We start from the raw sequence: 14,565 nt of genomic DNA, 5'->3' as shown, positions 1-14,565 counted from the left end.
CATATGGAGTTTAAATTACCAGGATGATAGGATGATGACAGGAGAGGGGTGCCATGAATACAAGGTTGACAGAAATTCTGAATATGCTGACGCCGGGCTGCTATGTGACTGCAAAGGAACTGGCGGAAAGATTAGGAGTTAGTACTAAAACTGTTGGATTAAGAGTAAAGGAATTGAATGAAAGAGCAGCCTCCTTTGGTTTTTCAGTGGAGGCAAAACCGAGATGCGGATATGCCCTGGTTCTTGATGAAAACAACGGTATGGAGAATTTCATTTCCCAGGAAAGGCAAAGGGACCGGATTCCCTCCGGAGCTAAGGAGAGGGTCAGCTATCTGCTGGCTTATCTGGTCAATTACAACGACTACATCAGGCTGGATGACTTATGTGAGTTTCTGTATATTTCCAGAGCTACTCTTACAGGACCTTTAAAAGAGGCGGAGGAGATCTTAAACCGGTACGGGATCCGTCTGGACAGAAGGCCCAATTACGGCATTCGTGCAGCAGGGGATGAATTTGATTTCAGAAGGTGCATCGGGGATTACTTTATCAAAAGAAACATGCTGGAGGAGAATGGAGAACAGCAGAAAAAAGAACTGGAAGAAATGGGAGCAATCATTTTTCCCATGTTAAAAAAATATGGTATCCACCTGTCTGAAACGGCCTTTGAACTATTTGCCATCCAGATTTACATTGCGGCAAAGCGGATCAGGCGGGGACGGCTGGTGAAGATGCCGGAAAACAGCGGGTCAGTTTTAGGAGACAGGGAATGGGAGTTTGTAAAGGAGCTGCTTGGGGAGTTGAGCAGGAATTTTAAAATCAGGTACAACCAGGATGAAGCCACCTATACGGCCGTGTGGCTGGCAGGAAAGCGTATGATAGGCAATGTGGAAAAGGATGAAGTGAATTTTGTGATCAGCGAGGAGATTGACCGTCTTGTTTCCCAGATGCTGCAGCTGGTGGACCGGGATTTTAAGATGGAGTTCAGCAGCCATTTTGACATCCGCATGCTGCTGAACCAGCACATGGTCCCTTTTGATATCCGTATGCGTTATAACATTCCGGTCAGTAATCTTCTTCTTAAGGATATCATGAAGAAGTGCTTTTTTGAATATATCATGGCAATTTCAGCCTGTACGGTGCTGGCAGAATGGTATCAAAAGCCGGTTCCAGAGGAGGAAGTGGGCTATTTTGCCTTGATCTTTGCCCTGGCGGAAGAACAAAAGAAGACAAAGGATGAGAAGAAAAATATTCTGATCGTGTGCAGTACGGGAAGAGGAAGCTCCCGGCTTTTAAAGCTCAGATACGGCCAGGAATTCGGGGAGTACTTAAACCACATTTATATCTGTGACCTTTCCGGGCTGGAAAATTTCGATTTTGATAAAGTAGAATACGTTTTCACCACAGTGCCGATTCACCGGTATATTCCCAGACCCATCATTGAAATAGGCCATTTTCTGGAGAGTGAGGACATTCCGGCTATCAGGACTGCGCTGGAGGGTGGGAGAAAAGTCATTCTGACGAAGTATTATAAACGGGATTATTTTTTTACCAATATGGAAGGGGAAACAAGGGCAGAGGTTATTAAAAATTTATGTGAGAGGATCGGCAGGAAGAGGAGCCTTCCTAAAGGGTTTTATGAAGCTGTCTTAAAGAGGGAGGACATGGCACAGACAGACTTCGGCAACCTGATCGCAATTCCCCATCCCTGTGAGGTGATGACGGAGGAGACCTTTGTCTCTGTGGCAATCTTGAAAGAGCCTGTTCTATGGTCCAGACATCCGGTCCAGGTGGTGCTTCTTGTCTCAATCGGGAAGGAAGAGGAAAAAGGTATCTCTGATTTTTATAAATATACATCAAAGCTGGCTCTTAGCCAGGAGGCTGTGCAGGAATTGATTAAGAAAAAGGATTTCGATGTTTTGATCCGGCTGCTGCAGGCATTTCCGGAATAGAAAGAAATAGGAGGACAGAAGGAATGACAACAGAAACCATTGTTATGGAGCTGGTAGTAAAGGGCGGAAGTGCGAGAAGCAAGGCTATATTGGCGATCCAGGCAGCAAGGGAAAAGAATTTTGAAAAGGCGTCAGCTCTCATGGAGGAGTGCCGGATGGCTCTGCTTTCAGCCCATGAGGTGCAGACAAAGCTGATCCAGGAAGAGTTAAACGGAGAAGGAGAAACAAGGATGAGCCTGATCATGATACACGGCCAGGATCATCTGATGAACGCCATGACCGTACAGGACCTGGCGGAGCAGATGATCGAAATGTACCGTATTATGTATAAAAATGGAAACAGCAAAGGAGATGAGGTTTTATGAAAATTATTTTAGCCTGTGCAGCAGGGATGTCAACCAGCATGCTGGTTGAGCGCATGAAGGAAAGTGCGGATCAAAAAGGAATGGAATTGCAGATTGACGCGATGCCTGTGTCCTCTCTTTCCTCCCACACAGAGGGGACGGATATCATCCTTTTAGGTCCTCAGGTAAGTTACATGGAAGAAAAGGTGGCGGCTGATTATCCATCTATCCCTGTAAGGGTCATTGAAATGATGGATTATGGCATGATGAACGGAGAAAAGGTTCTTGCAGATGCACTTATCCAGATAGGCCGGTAAGGAAAGGAGAAAATGGTATGGCAGCGTCAAATGATAAAAAAAGCATTAGTCAGAGACTAACAATGGCCATGGGCAGGTTTGCATCGGCCCGTTACGTAAAGGTCATTTCAGCAGGAATGATGGGGATCATGCCCATTTCCCTGGCAGGCAGTTTATTCATGATCATTACCACCCTGGACTTTATGCCCCAGCCTGTTAAGGAGTTCTGCACCCTGGGGTCTACGGTCACTTTAAATCTCATCGCCATTTACACCCTCATATCCCTGGCCGTGGCCATGGCCAATGAGTGCAAGCAGGAGATTTTGCCCCCCGTCATCATTTCTTTTGCATGCTTTTTGGCGGTGACTCCTATTGAGAAGATGTTTGCAGAAGCAGTGGAAGGCGCCAAAACTGCCAATGTCATCAACATCAGCTACCTTGGTTCCAGGGGAATGTTTGTAGGGATCATCGTAGCCATTGCGGCAACGCGGGCTTACGCGTATTTTATTGACAAAAACATCTATATCCGCATGCCTGCGGCTGTGCCGAAGGGAGTTTCAAAGATCTTTCAGGCCATTGTACCTGCATTCTGCATCCTGTTTTTCTTCCTCATTGTGGATAGGATCATCAGGATGACGCCCTTTGAAAACATGCATGATCTCATTTACAAGATTCTCCAGATTCCTCTTCAGAACCTTGGCGGCTCCATTATTTCCGCTTGTATTCTTTATGCGGTGTCGGAATTTTTGTGGTTTTTTGGGATTCATGGCTCCAATGTGTCCAATGTTTTCCTTAACGCCCTTTTTGCCACCCAGGCCTATGAAAATGCGGAAGCAGTCCTTGCGGGAGATATGCCCAGGCATGTGATCAACATGTTTTTCCTTGAGTCCTTTAAGGGGCCGAGAGCCCTTGCCATTGCCATACTGCTGGTGTGGTATTGCAAAAGCCAGCATATGAAGAGCATTGGAAAGGTGGCGATCATCCCCAGTATTTTCGGAATTACGGAGCCTATGAAATTTGGAATCCCGATGGTACTGAATGTGTGGCTGATCATTCCCATGACCCTTGCCCCAGTTGTCAGCATCTTAATTGCTTATGCCGCGACCCTGGCCGGATTTTTACCCATTGTCAGTGCAAATGTGTCAAGACAGCTTCCTCCTCTGCTGCAGGGTTTCCTGGTGGCAGGGTGGCAGGGCGCATTGATACAGCTATTACAGCTTTTTGCAATCGTTGCTCTTTACATCCCCTTTATATACCGGGTGGATAAGGAGGCAAAGGAGAAAGAAAACGGAGCCCAGTAGGCGTGCTCTGGGAAGGAAGATGGAATGGATAAATATATTTCTTTAGACGGAACCTTTAATTTCCGTGACATGGGAGGTTTTTATACGGAGGAAGGACGGCAGGTAAAGGCGGGCATGGTGTTTCGCTCCGATGCACTACATAAGCTTTCAGATGGAGATTTAAAAAAGCTGGAGGAAATGAATATCCGTATGGCAGTGGATTTCCGTTCCCAATCAGAAAGAGAAGTTCAGCCGGACCGGCTTCCCGAGGGAGTCCGGCTGAAGGTACTGTCTCCTGATGGGGAAACCGCAGCCCTGGCAAGCGCTTCTCACAAGGATGATGAGGGGAAGGTCGCAAGACTGACGGCGTGGGAGAAAACCTCCGAGGGCCATGATTACCTGGTAAAGAATTTAAACTCCATGGAAGGGCAGATGAGGACTTTCGTAACATCAGAAAACAGCATAGGGGCATATTCTTCCTTTTTAAAATTGTTGACTGATGTTGCTTCAGTACCCCTGGTTTTCCATTGCAGGGGAGGAAAGGACCGCACAGGCTGGGCGGCCGCTCTGTTTCTTTCCATATTGAAAGTTTCAAGAGAGGACATCATTGGGGATTATTTAAAAACGGCACAATATAACTGGGAACGCAATATAAAGCGTATGGATCAGTACCGCCGTTATACGGATAACAAGGTCGTCCTTGATTATCTTTCAAGCCTTATGGAGACAAAGGAATCTTATATCAGTGCAGCCTTTGAGGAAGTGGACAGGCTTGGGGGAATGGAAGCCTATCTGGAGCAGGCTTGCGGTTTTTATGAGGCTGACAGAAAGCGGCTTAAGGAGATTTATTTAGAATAGAAAATTGCAGGGCTTCCAGTGGGGAAGCTTTAAAATAGGGATAATTGCATTGAATACCGGTGAAATGCTCTTGTGAAAGAGGCATTATCACCGGTATTTTTGTGAAGCGCCTATGATTTTTTGTCACAGGATCATGCTGGATGATTTTCCATCGATGTGTAGAATCTTAACGAAAAAATAATTGACACATCGTTTAAACGGATGTAGAATGATAAACATTGAAAATTGTTAACAATGTTAAGTGAGAAAAAAGGGGGGCTTTTGTTGTGAAAGATGGACAGGAAGAGTACATAAAGAAGTTTAAATCAGAATTAGCGATGATGATGGGCAGAAAGCAAAGCCTCCATAGAAACTGTATTCCGGAAGGCGTCACGCGCAGCGAATTCTTTGCACTGCATCAAATATGGACCGGTATGAATGAGAATCCGAAAAAGAAGGGGATTCATGTATCTGATTTGGCCAAGAGGATGAATATTGCATTGTCAGCAACATCCCGGATGCTGAATTCACTGGAGGAAAGGGGCTTGATATACAGAGAAATAGATCCCAAAAGCCGCAGAAATATCTGTGTTTCCTTAACGGAAGATGGAGAAAAACTATGGAAGAAGTGCTCGGGAGGTATGAGTGACCTCCTGGAGCGGGTAGTTATTGGAATGGGAGAAGAGGACGCATGTAAATTAATTGAATTATGGAAAAAGTTTACAGAACTAATGGAAAAAGAAGTGGATTTAATGATGAAAGAAAAGGATATGTGAGGAATAAAGTAGATTGCAGAGGATAAAGACAGATTTAGAAAAGACAGACAGATCTACAAAACGTTTGAAAGAAAGTATTAGAGATGAAAGGAAAGGAGGGAATAAATGTGAAAATATTTTTTCGGTATTTTAAGCCATATATTTTATTTTTAGCAGTGTCTGTAGCACTGTTATATAGTCAGGCTACTTGTGACTTATCACTTCCTGATTTCATGTCTGATATTGTAAATAAAGGAATTACAACGGGCAACACCTCTTACATTCTGAAAGTGGGATTTCAAATGTTAGGCATTGCCCTTATTAGTGCCTGTTGTACGATCTTAGTAGGTTTCATCGCCGCCAGAATAGCGGCCGGTGTCAGCCGGGATATGCGCCAGGACATTTTCGCGAAGATAGAGAGCTTTTCCAATACAGAGCTGGAGAAATACTCTACCTCTTCCCTGATCACAAGGACAACAAACGATATCACCCAGATCCAGCAGTTGATCGTTATGGTGATCCGAATTGTATTTTACGCTCCGATCATGGGAGTTGGAGGCGTGATCCATGCACTGGACAAAAACAAATCAATGTCATGGATTATTGCACTTTCCGTGGCGTTATTGTTAGTAGTGGTTTTCAGTATGCTTGCGGTTGTTATGCCAAGTTTTCAATTTGTTCAAAAGCTCATTGACCGATTAAACCTGGTAGTAAGAGAAAGCCTGGAAGGAACGCTGGTGATCAGGGCATTTAACACCCAGCGTTTTGAGGAAAAACGGTTTGAAAAGGTGAATGCAAGGCTGACTGAGACAAATTTGTTTGTCAATAGAGTCACCTCCGGTATGATGCCGGCCATGATGCTGATTATGAATCTGACCAATCTTCTGATCATATGGGTAGGGTCAAAGGCAGTATCCTCCTTCCGTATGGAGGTTGGAGATATGATGGCTTATATGCAGTACGTTATGCAGATCATCATGGCATTTTTGATGATGACCATGATGTTTATTATGATCCCGAGAGCGATCGTTTCCATCAGGCGTGTTGTTGATGTGCTTCAGACGGAGCCCTCCATTGCAGATCCCATGGTTGCGGCTGATATTCCTAAATCTCCCAAAGGGGTTGTGGAATACCGGGATGTATCGTTCCGGTATCCGGATGCAGATGAGGATGTGTTACATAACATTACGTTTACGGCGATGCCGGGACGTACCACGGCATTTATCGGCGCTACGGGAAGCGGAAAAAGCACGTTAGTGAACTTACTTCCCAGATTCTATGATGTGACGTCAGGAGAAATCCTGATTGACGGAATAAATATCAAGGATTGGCCCATTCACCAATTACGGGGGATAATCGGATTTGTTCCCCAAAAAGGGATCCTATTTTCAGGGACAATTGAAAGCAACCTGATGTATGGAGACCGGAAGGCCACCAAGGAACAGATAGAAGAGGCTGCACAAACAGCTCAGGCTACAGAATTTATCCATTCCAAGGCGGATGGCTTAGAGTCCTCCATTGCCCAGGGAGGAGGAAATGTATCCGGCGGACAAAAACAGCGTCTTTCCATTGCCCGGGCACTTGTAAAAAGAGCTCCTGTTAACGTATTTGATGACAGCTTTTCCGCTCTGGATTTTAAAACAGATGCAAAGCTTCGGGCAGCCCTTCGTGAAAAAACCGGTGACAGCGCGATCTTTTTGGTGGCTCAGCGCATCAGTACAATCATGAATGCAGACCAGATCATTGTTTTGGAGCATGGAAGGATTGCCGGAAAAGGAACTCACCGGGAACTGATGAAAACCTGTGAGGTTTACCGGGAGATTGCATTGTCACAGCTTAGCGAGGAGGAATTGAAATGACAGAGAAAAAACCATCCAGTTCCCCCATGGGCCCAGGAGGCGGAATGCATAAACCGGAAAGCGCAAAGGACTTTAAAGGAACCATGCTGCACCTGGTCGATTATTTAAAGCCATATAAAAACTCCGTATTTATCGTAATTCTGTTCGCCAGCTGCTCCTCCGTATTTTCCATAGCAGGACCAAAGATTTTAGGAAAGGCCACGACAAAACTGTTTGAAGGCCTGATTGCCTGGGCGGCGGGGACCGGATTATTGACAGATTTCCGGTATATCCGAAACCGTCTGCTGCTTTTGGTGGTGCTTTATCTGATATCGGCTGCATTTTCTTACTTGCAGAGTTATATCATGTCCGGCATCAGCATGAAGGTCACTTATGAACTCAGGAAAAATATTTCAGAGAAAATGAACCGTCTTCCCCTTAATTATTATGATACAAGAACACATGGTGAGATTTTATCAAGAATCACCAATGATGTGGATACGGTGAGCCAGACATTGAATCAGAGTTTGACCCAGATCATCACCTCAGTGACCACACTGGTGGGAATCGTGATCATGATGATATCCATCAGCATCCGGATGACCTTGGTGGCTGTTTTGGTCCTTTTCGTTTCCATGGGCCTGATTATGGGTGTGGTAAAGAAATCCCAGAAATATTTCCAGAAGCAGCAGGAGAGCCTTGGATACTTAAACGGCCATATTGAAGAAATTTACAGCGGCCATAATGTGGTTCAGATATTTAACGGAGAACAGGAAGCAATTGAAAAATTCCGGACCATCAACCACAAATTATATGGGTCAGCCTGGAAATCCCAGTTTTTATCCGGTATGATGATGCCCATCATGACCTTTGTCAGCAACTTAGGCTATGTCGGTGTCTGTTTATTAGGCGGATATTTAACGGTAGAAAAGGTAATCGAGATTGGAGACGTTCAGGCATTTATCCAATACATGAGGTCCTTTATGCAGCCCATCTCCCAGATTGCCAACGTATCCAATACACTGCAGTCCACAGCAGCAGCAGCTGAGCGTGTATTTGAGTTTTTAGATGAGCAGGATGAGGTGCCGGAAAACGAGGCGCCGATCCAGCTGCAGGAGATCCAGGGAAATGTGGAATTTAAAAACGTTAATTTTGGTTATTCGCCCAATACAATAATCATCCACGATTTCTCTTCCGCCATAAATGCCGGCCAGATGGTCGCCATCGTAGGTCCCACTGGAGCGGGTAAAACAACGGTGGTGAAATTGCTGATGAGATTTTACGAATTAAATTCCGGTCATATTTTGATCGACGGTCATGACACCCTGGATTTTACAAGAGGGTACTTACGATCCATGTTCGGTATGGTGCTTCAGGAAACATGGCTGTATAATGCAACCGTTATGGATAATATCCGGTATGGAAATTTTGATAAGACAGATGAAGAAGTCATAGAGGCGGCAAAAGCGGCTCACTGTGATGAATTCATCCGGTCATTGCCGGGTGGCTATCACATGGTGATCAACGAGGAATCCAGTAACCTATCCCAGGGGCAAAAGCAGCTTTTGACGATTGCCAGGACGATTTTAGCGGATCCAAAGATCTTGATACTGGATGAAGCAACCAGTTCCATTGATACAAGAACAGAAGTCTTGATCCAAAAGGCCATGGGTAAATTAATGCAGGGCAGAACCAGCTTTGTAATCGCCCACCGCCTTTCCACCATTCGGGATGCAGACTTGATTCTGGTAATGAAGGACGGCGATATCATAGAACAGGGTAATCATGAATCGCTGTTGGAAAAGAAAGGCTTTTATGCAGATCTGTACCACAGTCAGTTTGCAGATCAATAATAGAATGGAGAGAAAAAATATGCAGGAAAACAAACATATTAATATTGAGGATCAGGAAATAAAGACAGGAACAGGAAAACTAAAAAAGATCTTAGCTCCCCTGCTGATCATACTGGTGCTTGCCGGATGCGGGGTCGGATATTATATCTATAATTCCAGTGTCTCTTACTTTAAAACCGATAATGCAAAAGTAACGGCAAAGCTGTATTCCATAAAAGCAGTAGCAAGTGGCAAGCTTTTATCATGGGATGTGGAAAATGGGGACTTAGTAGAGCAGGATCAGGTGATGGGACGGCAGGAGGTTCTTCCTTACATTAGTTCCCCCATTACAGGAACTGTGGTAAAAAATGACGGAGCCGTGAATCAGACGGTGGCTCTGGGATCAGAACTGGCGCAGGTAGCCGATACCTCAAATCTATACATAGGGGTAAATGTGGAAGAAACAGATATCATGAAGGTTCACTTAGGACAGCGGGTGGATGTGAAAATCGATGCATATCCCGGAAAAACCTTTAAGGGGCAGGTGACGGAGATCGACCCGGCCACTCAAACCTATTTTTCCGGTAATATGAGCTTTAACACCAGCGGGGAATATACAAAAGTGACGCAGCTGATACCAATTAAGGTGACGATTGAAAACGAAGAAGATCTTCCCCTTGTTTTTGGGATGAATGCATCTGTTAAAATACATCTGAAATGAAAAGGGCTTACAGGAGGTCGGAAAAGATGAGAAAATTGATCACAGGTTTTATGGCGACGGCAATGCTGGTGGGCCTTCTTACCGGATGTGCGGGAGAGAGTAAACAGACTGAGGTAACCGTAGCGGTAGCGAAATCAGGTAAGGATTTGTCCACCATGGTGTGGCAGGGAACCGTGGAAGCGCTCAGCAGTGTTGACGTGATGCCAAACAGCAATGGAAAAATTATAGAGATCCCGGTAAAGCAAGGGGATCATATAAATGCAGGAGACGTTTTGTTCCAGGTAGATAATCAGGATGCAGGGCTTCAGCTGGAACAGGCAAAGGCAGGCTACCAGGCAGCAGAAGCCGCTTTTAAAAATGCAGAGAAGGCAAGCCAGCAAAATACAAGCGTAAGGCCGGCGGAAATTGCCTTTAATACAGCCAGAGATAATTTTAGCCGGATGGAAGCCTTATATTCCGGCGGAGCTATTTCCCAGGCAGAATATGAGGGTGCCAAAGCGCAGATGGATTCGGCGTCCGTACAGCTTCAGGCGGCAAGAAACGGGCAGACAGGCAATTATGAGGTCACAAAGGCCCAGATGGACAGCGCCAGGGCTGCACTGGATATTGTGCAGAAAAAATATGATGACTGCACGGTTACATCACCCTTATCCGGAATGATAACAAATGTTTATGTGGAAGTTGGTCAAATGGTTTCCCCGCAGGTTAAGGCCATGGCGGTGATTGACGACAGCGGCAAGAAGGTGAAGATTCAGGTGGCCGATATGGACATTGACCAGCTGAAAACAGGAATGCCTATGAATGTCAGCCTTCAGTCATTGGATGAGAGCTGCCAGGGAACGATCTCCGAGATATCCGCAGTCAGCAATGCTTCCACAGGGATGTTCACAGTGACCGTACAGCTGGAAGAGGCAAGCAAGGTCAGCTATATTGGCATGACGGCGGATCTAAGGGTTTCCGATAATAAGGAAAACACTTCCGTATACATTCCGGCAAAGTGCATCCAGTCCGATGACTCCGGGTCTTTCGTTTATAAGGTTTCAAGTGGAACTGTGGTAAAGACGGCAGTCACAGAGGGGAAGAAAAAGAACGCTTATTATGAGGTATCCCAGGGATTGTCCGAAGGGGATGAAGTGGTAATGCAGAGCAGCAGTCCTTTGGAAGACGGAAAAAAGGTTCATGTACTGACTGTAAAGTAAGCTGGAATCGGGTAAAAGAACATAAGAAAAGCACCGCCTTGTATATGCCTGGCCAGTTAAGCGGGCATGTACAAGGCGGTGCCAGTTTATAGACAAATTATTATAAATCCTCAATGGAATCCTTCTCAAGATTTAACATTTCATGACATTTAGAACAAGGAAAGTTATTGGCGATGCAGATATCAACATTGCAGGTGGTCGTTTTATTAATATATGATGCTCCCCACTCCATAATTTGAGTCATTACGGGAATAAAGCTCTCACCAATGTTCGTTATGGAATACTCTACTTTTGGAGGCACTTCCTTATACACTTCTCTATGAATGAGATTATCTCGTTCCAATTCCTTCAGTTGCTGTGCCAGGACCCCGCGGGACACATCGGGTATAAGCTTTTGCAGCTCACCAAACCGCCTGGTTTTGCGGCTGACAATCCATAAAATAGTTAATTTCCATTTGCCCATCAATAAATTCTGTGTTACATATACGGGACATAATTTGCTTGCATCAAATTTATCAGACATCAGACAACCGCTCCTTTTCTAATAGTCATATTTTTATGACTATGTCATAATCATATGCCTACTTGTAAAGCATATCTTATTGTCGTACTATTATATAGCAAAGAAAAACAGCAGTCAATCCCTAAGAACATGGAGGATAAGCGAGTGAAAGAAGTTTATGAATTTTTGAAAAAGTGTGAAACATATTATATTGCAACTATGGATGGCGACCAGCCAAGGGTCCGCCCATTTGGCACAGCAGACATTTTTGAAGACAAACTCTATATTCAAACCGGCAAGATCAAGAATGTTTCAAAACAGATTCATGTGAATCCGAAAATTGAAATCTGCGGCATGGCCGGTGATAAGTGGATTCGTATAGAAGCTGTGGCTGTTGAAGATGACCGGATTGAAGCTAGGCAGCATATGCTGGACACATATCCCATGTTGAAGAGGATGTACGCGGCTGATGATGGTAATACCGAGGTCTTTTATCTGAAAGAAGCCACCGCAACGATTGCATCGCTTACAGATAAGCCTGAGATAATTAAATTTTAATAGCTTACACGGATACCGCCTTGTGCATGCCTGGCTTTTATTTGGCCAGGCATGCACAAGGCGGTGTTTTTTTTTGAAAACAGGCTCCATCCCCTGCTGGGAAGAAAAAGCACCGGGATTCAGTTCCGGCATTTCAAGCATTCCAGGTAATGCATATTGGCGCACTCCCAGTCTACCACCTGGAACCAGTTATAAATGTATGCTATCCTTTCATTGTAATGCTTTAAATAATAGGCGTGTTCCCAAACATCGATGGTAAGTACCGGGCAAAGATTTTGGACAATAGGGGTATCCTGATTAGCCGTAGTTATGATTTTAAGTTTGCCGTTTTGGTCCACGGTCAGCCACGCATATCCGGAACCAAAAACGGACATCGCCTTTTCTTCAAATTCATGGTAAAAAGCTTCCACACATCCAAACTCTTTCACAAGAGCATCATGGAGCTTTCCGGCCTTACAGCGTGTATCAGAGTCTGACATGCCATTAAAATAGAAGATATGATTGTAAACGCCGCCGCCGTTATTCCTGATGGACTTCTGAACATCTTTTTTAAGACAGTCCGCATTGCAGATCAGCTTTTCCAGTGGCCAATCCTGCAGGTCCGGACAGTCTTTAAGAGTTGCGTTAAGGTTATTCACATAGGTTTGCAGGTGCCTGTCATGATGGAGACACATTGTCAATGCGTCTATGCATGGCTCCAGTGCATCGTAAGCATAAGGAAGGGGCGGATTTACAAATGGGTAATGCTCGTTCATTCGATATTTCCCTTTTTCGTTCTTTTGTATAAATATATTCAGAAAATATGGGCATGTGAGGGTTATAAGCCTTTTATTATTTTTTATTTACATGTTTGTCTGAAAAATTACCATTTATTTCTGCGATGCAGCAGTCATGGATTGTATCGAAAATCACAAAAAACGCTTTACTTATGGCATCAATACTATAAAAAACTCTTTAAAATGGAAAAGTTTAGAAAATTATAAGAATTTTATACTTAAAAAAGTCATATCAGACCGTTATAATAAAGAAAAAAGAAGTGGCACCAAGTACAGGAGGGACACGTGCATGAATATATTTAAGAGCAATGTGGAAGAAACAGGCGGAGCAGAGGAAATGGAGCCAATGGAGCCAATGTCTGATGAAACGTTTGATAAAGAGCTGCAAAACCTGATGGAGGAGGAGAAGAGCGGAAAAAAGAAGAAGAAAGGTCCTCGGAAAAAATGGAGCAGGAAGAGGAAAATCATAACCATTGGGGCGGCGGCCATTGGGGCCTTTTTTATTGCCTTTAGGGTTCTGGCAGGAGGCGGCAGCGCAGCATTGCCGGTAACTGTTTCGCCTCTGGCAAAGGGAGAGGTGGTTGAAATGCTTTCGGTCAGCGGACCTGTCCAGGGAACGGACAGCGTAGAAGTGGTATCCAACCTTCACGCGGAAATCCTGGAGCTTCCGGTAAAAGAAGGAGACAGGGTGGAAAAAGGGCAGGTTTTGGCAGTGCTTGATGACAAGGATGCTAAAAAGGAAGTGGACATTGCCCAAAATGCCTATGATCTTGCTGTCAGCACCTATCAGGATAAGCAGCTGGAAGCAGAGAACGGATATGCAAAGGCAAAGCAGGATTATGATGCAGCCAAGGCCAATTATAACCGGACACTGGCTCTTTTCCAGGGAGGAAGTGCTTCCCAGGTGGAGCTTGAAACTGCTTCTAATACTATGAATGACGCACAGAGAGAAATAAGTACATACACGTTAAAGAACGGAAGACCTGTGGCAAATGAGTCCTATGCCCTGCAGATCGAGAAAGAGGCTTTTGAACTGGAACAGAAGAAGGAAGCGCTTAATAATACAAGGGTTAACAGCCCTATTGCAGGAACCGTTGTAAGGGTCAACTGCAAGGTGGGCCGTTTTGCGGATAAAACCGATGATGACAAACCTATGTTTATCATCAATAATCTGGATGTGCTGGAGATGAGGATCAATGTGAGTGAGTATTCCATCGGAAAGGTTGCCATAGGACAGCCGGTGGAAATCAGCGCCGATATTTTAAACGGTGAAACCGCAAGAGGCGAGGTAACCGCCATTTCTCCAACCGGAGAGGAAAAGGGAAATGGTTCCACGGAAAGAGTCATTCCCACCACCATACGGATTATAGACCAGAATACCAAACTGATCGCAGGCATTACCGCTAAGGCGAAGATTGAACTTCAAAAGGCGGAGAATGTATGGGTTGTCCCGATTTCTGCTGTTATCCAACAGCCGGATGGCAGCACGGCCATCGCTTGTGTAAAGGAGAATACCGTAACATTCATTCCTGTGAAAACCGGGGTGGAAAGTGACATTCAGGCAGAAATTATTCCAGAGAATGAAGAGGCCTTAACAGAAGGGTTGCAGGTGATTGACGCTCCGTCCTCCATGCTTACAGAAGGAATGACAGTAACCGTGGCTACACCGGTACAATAA

14 protein-coding genes are annotated in these 14,565 nt (G+C 44.8%); 12 read left to right on the top strand and 2 right to left on the bottom strand.

The annotated features are described in order from the left end of the window. Window positions 1-53 precede the first annotated feature (53 nt). The 10 genes from AC27IJ_RS09475 to AC27IJ_RS09430 all read left to right on the top strand — a co-directional run bounded on the left by AC27IJ_RS09475 (window position 54) and on the right by AC27IJ_RS09430 (window position 11,051). The gene (locus tag AC27IJ_RS09475) at window positions 54-1,949 is read left to right on the top strand and encodes a BglG family transcription antiterminator (protein WP_312442118.1); all 1,896 of its coding nucleotides are present in this window, start codon (window positions 54-56) and stop codon (window positions 1,947-1,949) included. A gap of 23 nt (window positions 1,950-1,972) precedes the next feature. Further along, complete coding sequence (locus tag AC27IJ_RS09470) at window positions 1,973-2,314, top strand: PTS lactose/cellobiose transporter subunit IIA (RefSeq protein WP_312442120.1); 342 nt, start codon at window positions 1,973-1,975, stop codon at window positions 2,312-2,314. Beyond that, a complete protein-coding gene (locus AC27IJ_RS09465; RefSeq protein ID WP_312442121.1) occupies window positions 2,311-2,610 on the top strand; it encodes a PTS sugar transporter subunit IIB in 300 nt (99 codons plus the stop codon). Before AC27IJ_RS09470 ends, AC27IJ_RS09465 begins: the two co-directional genes overlap by 4 nt. A 17-nt stretch (window positions 2,611-2,627) precedes the next feature. After that, window positions 2,628-3,890 carry a PTS sugar transporter subunit IIC gene (locus AC27IJ_RS09460; protein WP_312442122.1) on the top strand — a complete coding sequence of 421 codons (1,263 nt, stop codon included), beginning with the start codon at window positions 2,628-2,630 and terminating at the stop codon, window positions 3,888-3,890. 24 nt (window positions 3,891-3,914) lie between these two features. Further along, window positions 3,915-4,727, top strand: a complete 813-nt coding sequence (locus AC27IJ_RS09455; protein ID WP_487148533.1) for a tyrosine-protein phosphatase — start codon at window positions 3,915-3,917, stop codon at window positions 4,725-4,727. A gap of 266 nt (window positions 4,728-4,993) precedes the next feature. Continuing rightward, window positions 4,994-5,482 (top strand): MarR family winged helix-turn-helix transcriptional regulator, encoded by a 489-nt coding sequence (locus AC27IJ_RS09450; RefSeq protein ID WP_487148531.1) that lies wholly within the window; start codon window positions 4,994-4,996, stop codon window positions 5,480-5,482. Between the two features lie 107 nt (window positions 5,483-5,589). Further along, entirely contained in the window at window positions 5,590-7,320 is a 1,731-nt protein-coding gene (locus AC27IJ_RS09445; protein WP_487148529.1) for an ABC transporter ATP-binding protein, read from the top strand. Continuing rightward, on the top strand, window positions 7,317-9,152 hold the full coding sequence (locus tag AC27IJ_RS09440; protein WP_487148527.1) for an ABC transporter ATP-binding protein: 1,836 nt from the start codon (window positions 7,317-7,319) through the stop codon (window positions 9,150-9,152). The genes AC27IJ_RS09445 and AC27IJ_RS09440 overlap by 4 nt, the downstream gene beginning before the upstream one ends. Window positions 9,153-9,171: 19 nt before the next feature. Beyond that, complete coding sequence (locus tag AC27IJ_RS09435; protein ID WP_487148525.1) at window positions 9,172-9,852, top strand: HlyD family secretion protein; 681 nt, start codon at window positions 9,172-9,174, stop codon at window positions 9,850-9,852. Window positions 9,853-9,878: 26 nt separating this feature from the next. Then, window positions 9,879-11,051, top strand: coding sequence for an efflux RND transporter periplasmic adaptor subunit (locus tag AC27IJ_RS09430; protein WP_487148523.1), 1,173 nt, complete (start codon window positions 9,879-9,881; stop codon window positions 11,049-11,051). Window positions 11,052-11,151: 100 nt separating this feature from the next. Here the strand turns inward: AC27IJ_RS09430 and AC27IJ_RS09425 are convergent, their stop codons facing one another. Then, a complete protein-coding gene (locus tag AC27IJ_RS09425) occupies window positions 11,152-11,574 on the bottom strand; it encodes a winged helix-turn-helix transcriptional regulator (RefSeq protein ID WP_487148521.1) in 423 nt (140 codons plus the stop codon). Window positions 11,575-11,703: 129 nt separating this feature from the next. Here AC27IJ_RS09425 and AC27IJ_RS09420 point away from each other — a divergent pair, with 129 nt between their 5' ends. Then, the gene (locus AC27IJ_RS09420) at window positions 11,704-12,111 is read left to right on the top strand and encodes a pyridoxamine 5'-phosphate oxidase family protein (RefSeq protein WP_442913799.1); all 408 of its coding nucleotides are present in this window, start codon (window positions 11,704-11,706) and stop codon (window positions 12,109-12,111) included. 119 nt (window positions 12,112-12,230) lie between these two features. Here AC27IJ_RS09420 and AC27IJ_RS09415 read toward each other — a convergent pair whose 3' ends face one another. Beyond that, window positions 12,231-12,866, bottom strand: coding sequence for a superoxide dismutase (locus AC27IJ_RS09415; protein ID WP_312500958.1), 636 nt, complete (start codon window positions 12,864-12,866; stop codon window positions 12,231-12,233). A 310-nt stretch (window positions 12,867-13,176) separates the two neighbouring features. Between AC27IJ_RS09415 and AC27IJ_RS09410 the strand changes: the two genes are divergently transcribed. After that, window positions 13,177-14,565 carry an efflux RND transporter periplasmic adaptor subunit gene (locus AC27IJ_RS09410; RefSeq protein ID WP_312500960.1) on the top strand — a complete coding sequence of 463 codons (1,389 nt, stop codon included), beginning with the start codon at window positions 13,177-13,179 and terminating at the stop codon, window positions 14,563-14,565.

Source organism: Lacrimispora sp. YZC11 (assembly GCF_057543815.1).
This window is presented reverse-complemented; position numbering and strand designations above follow the sequence as displayed.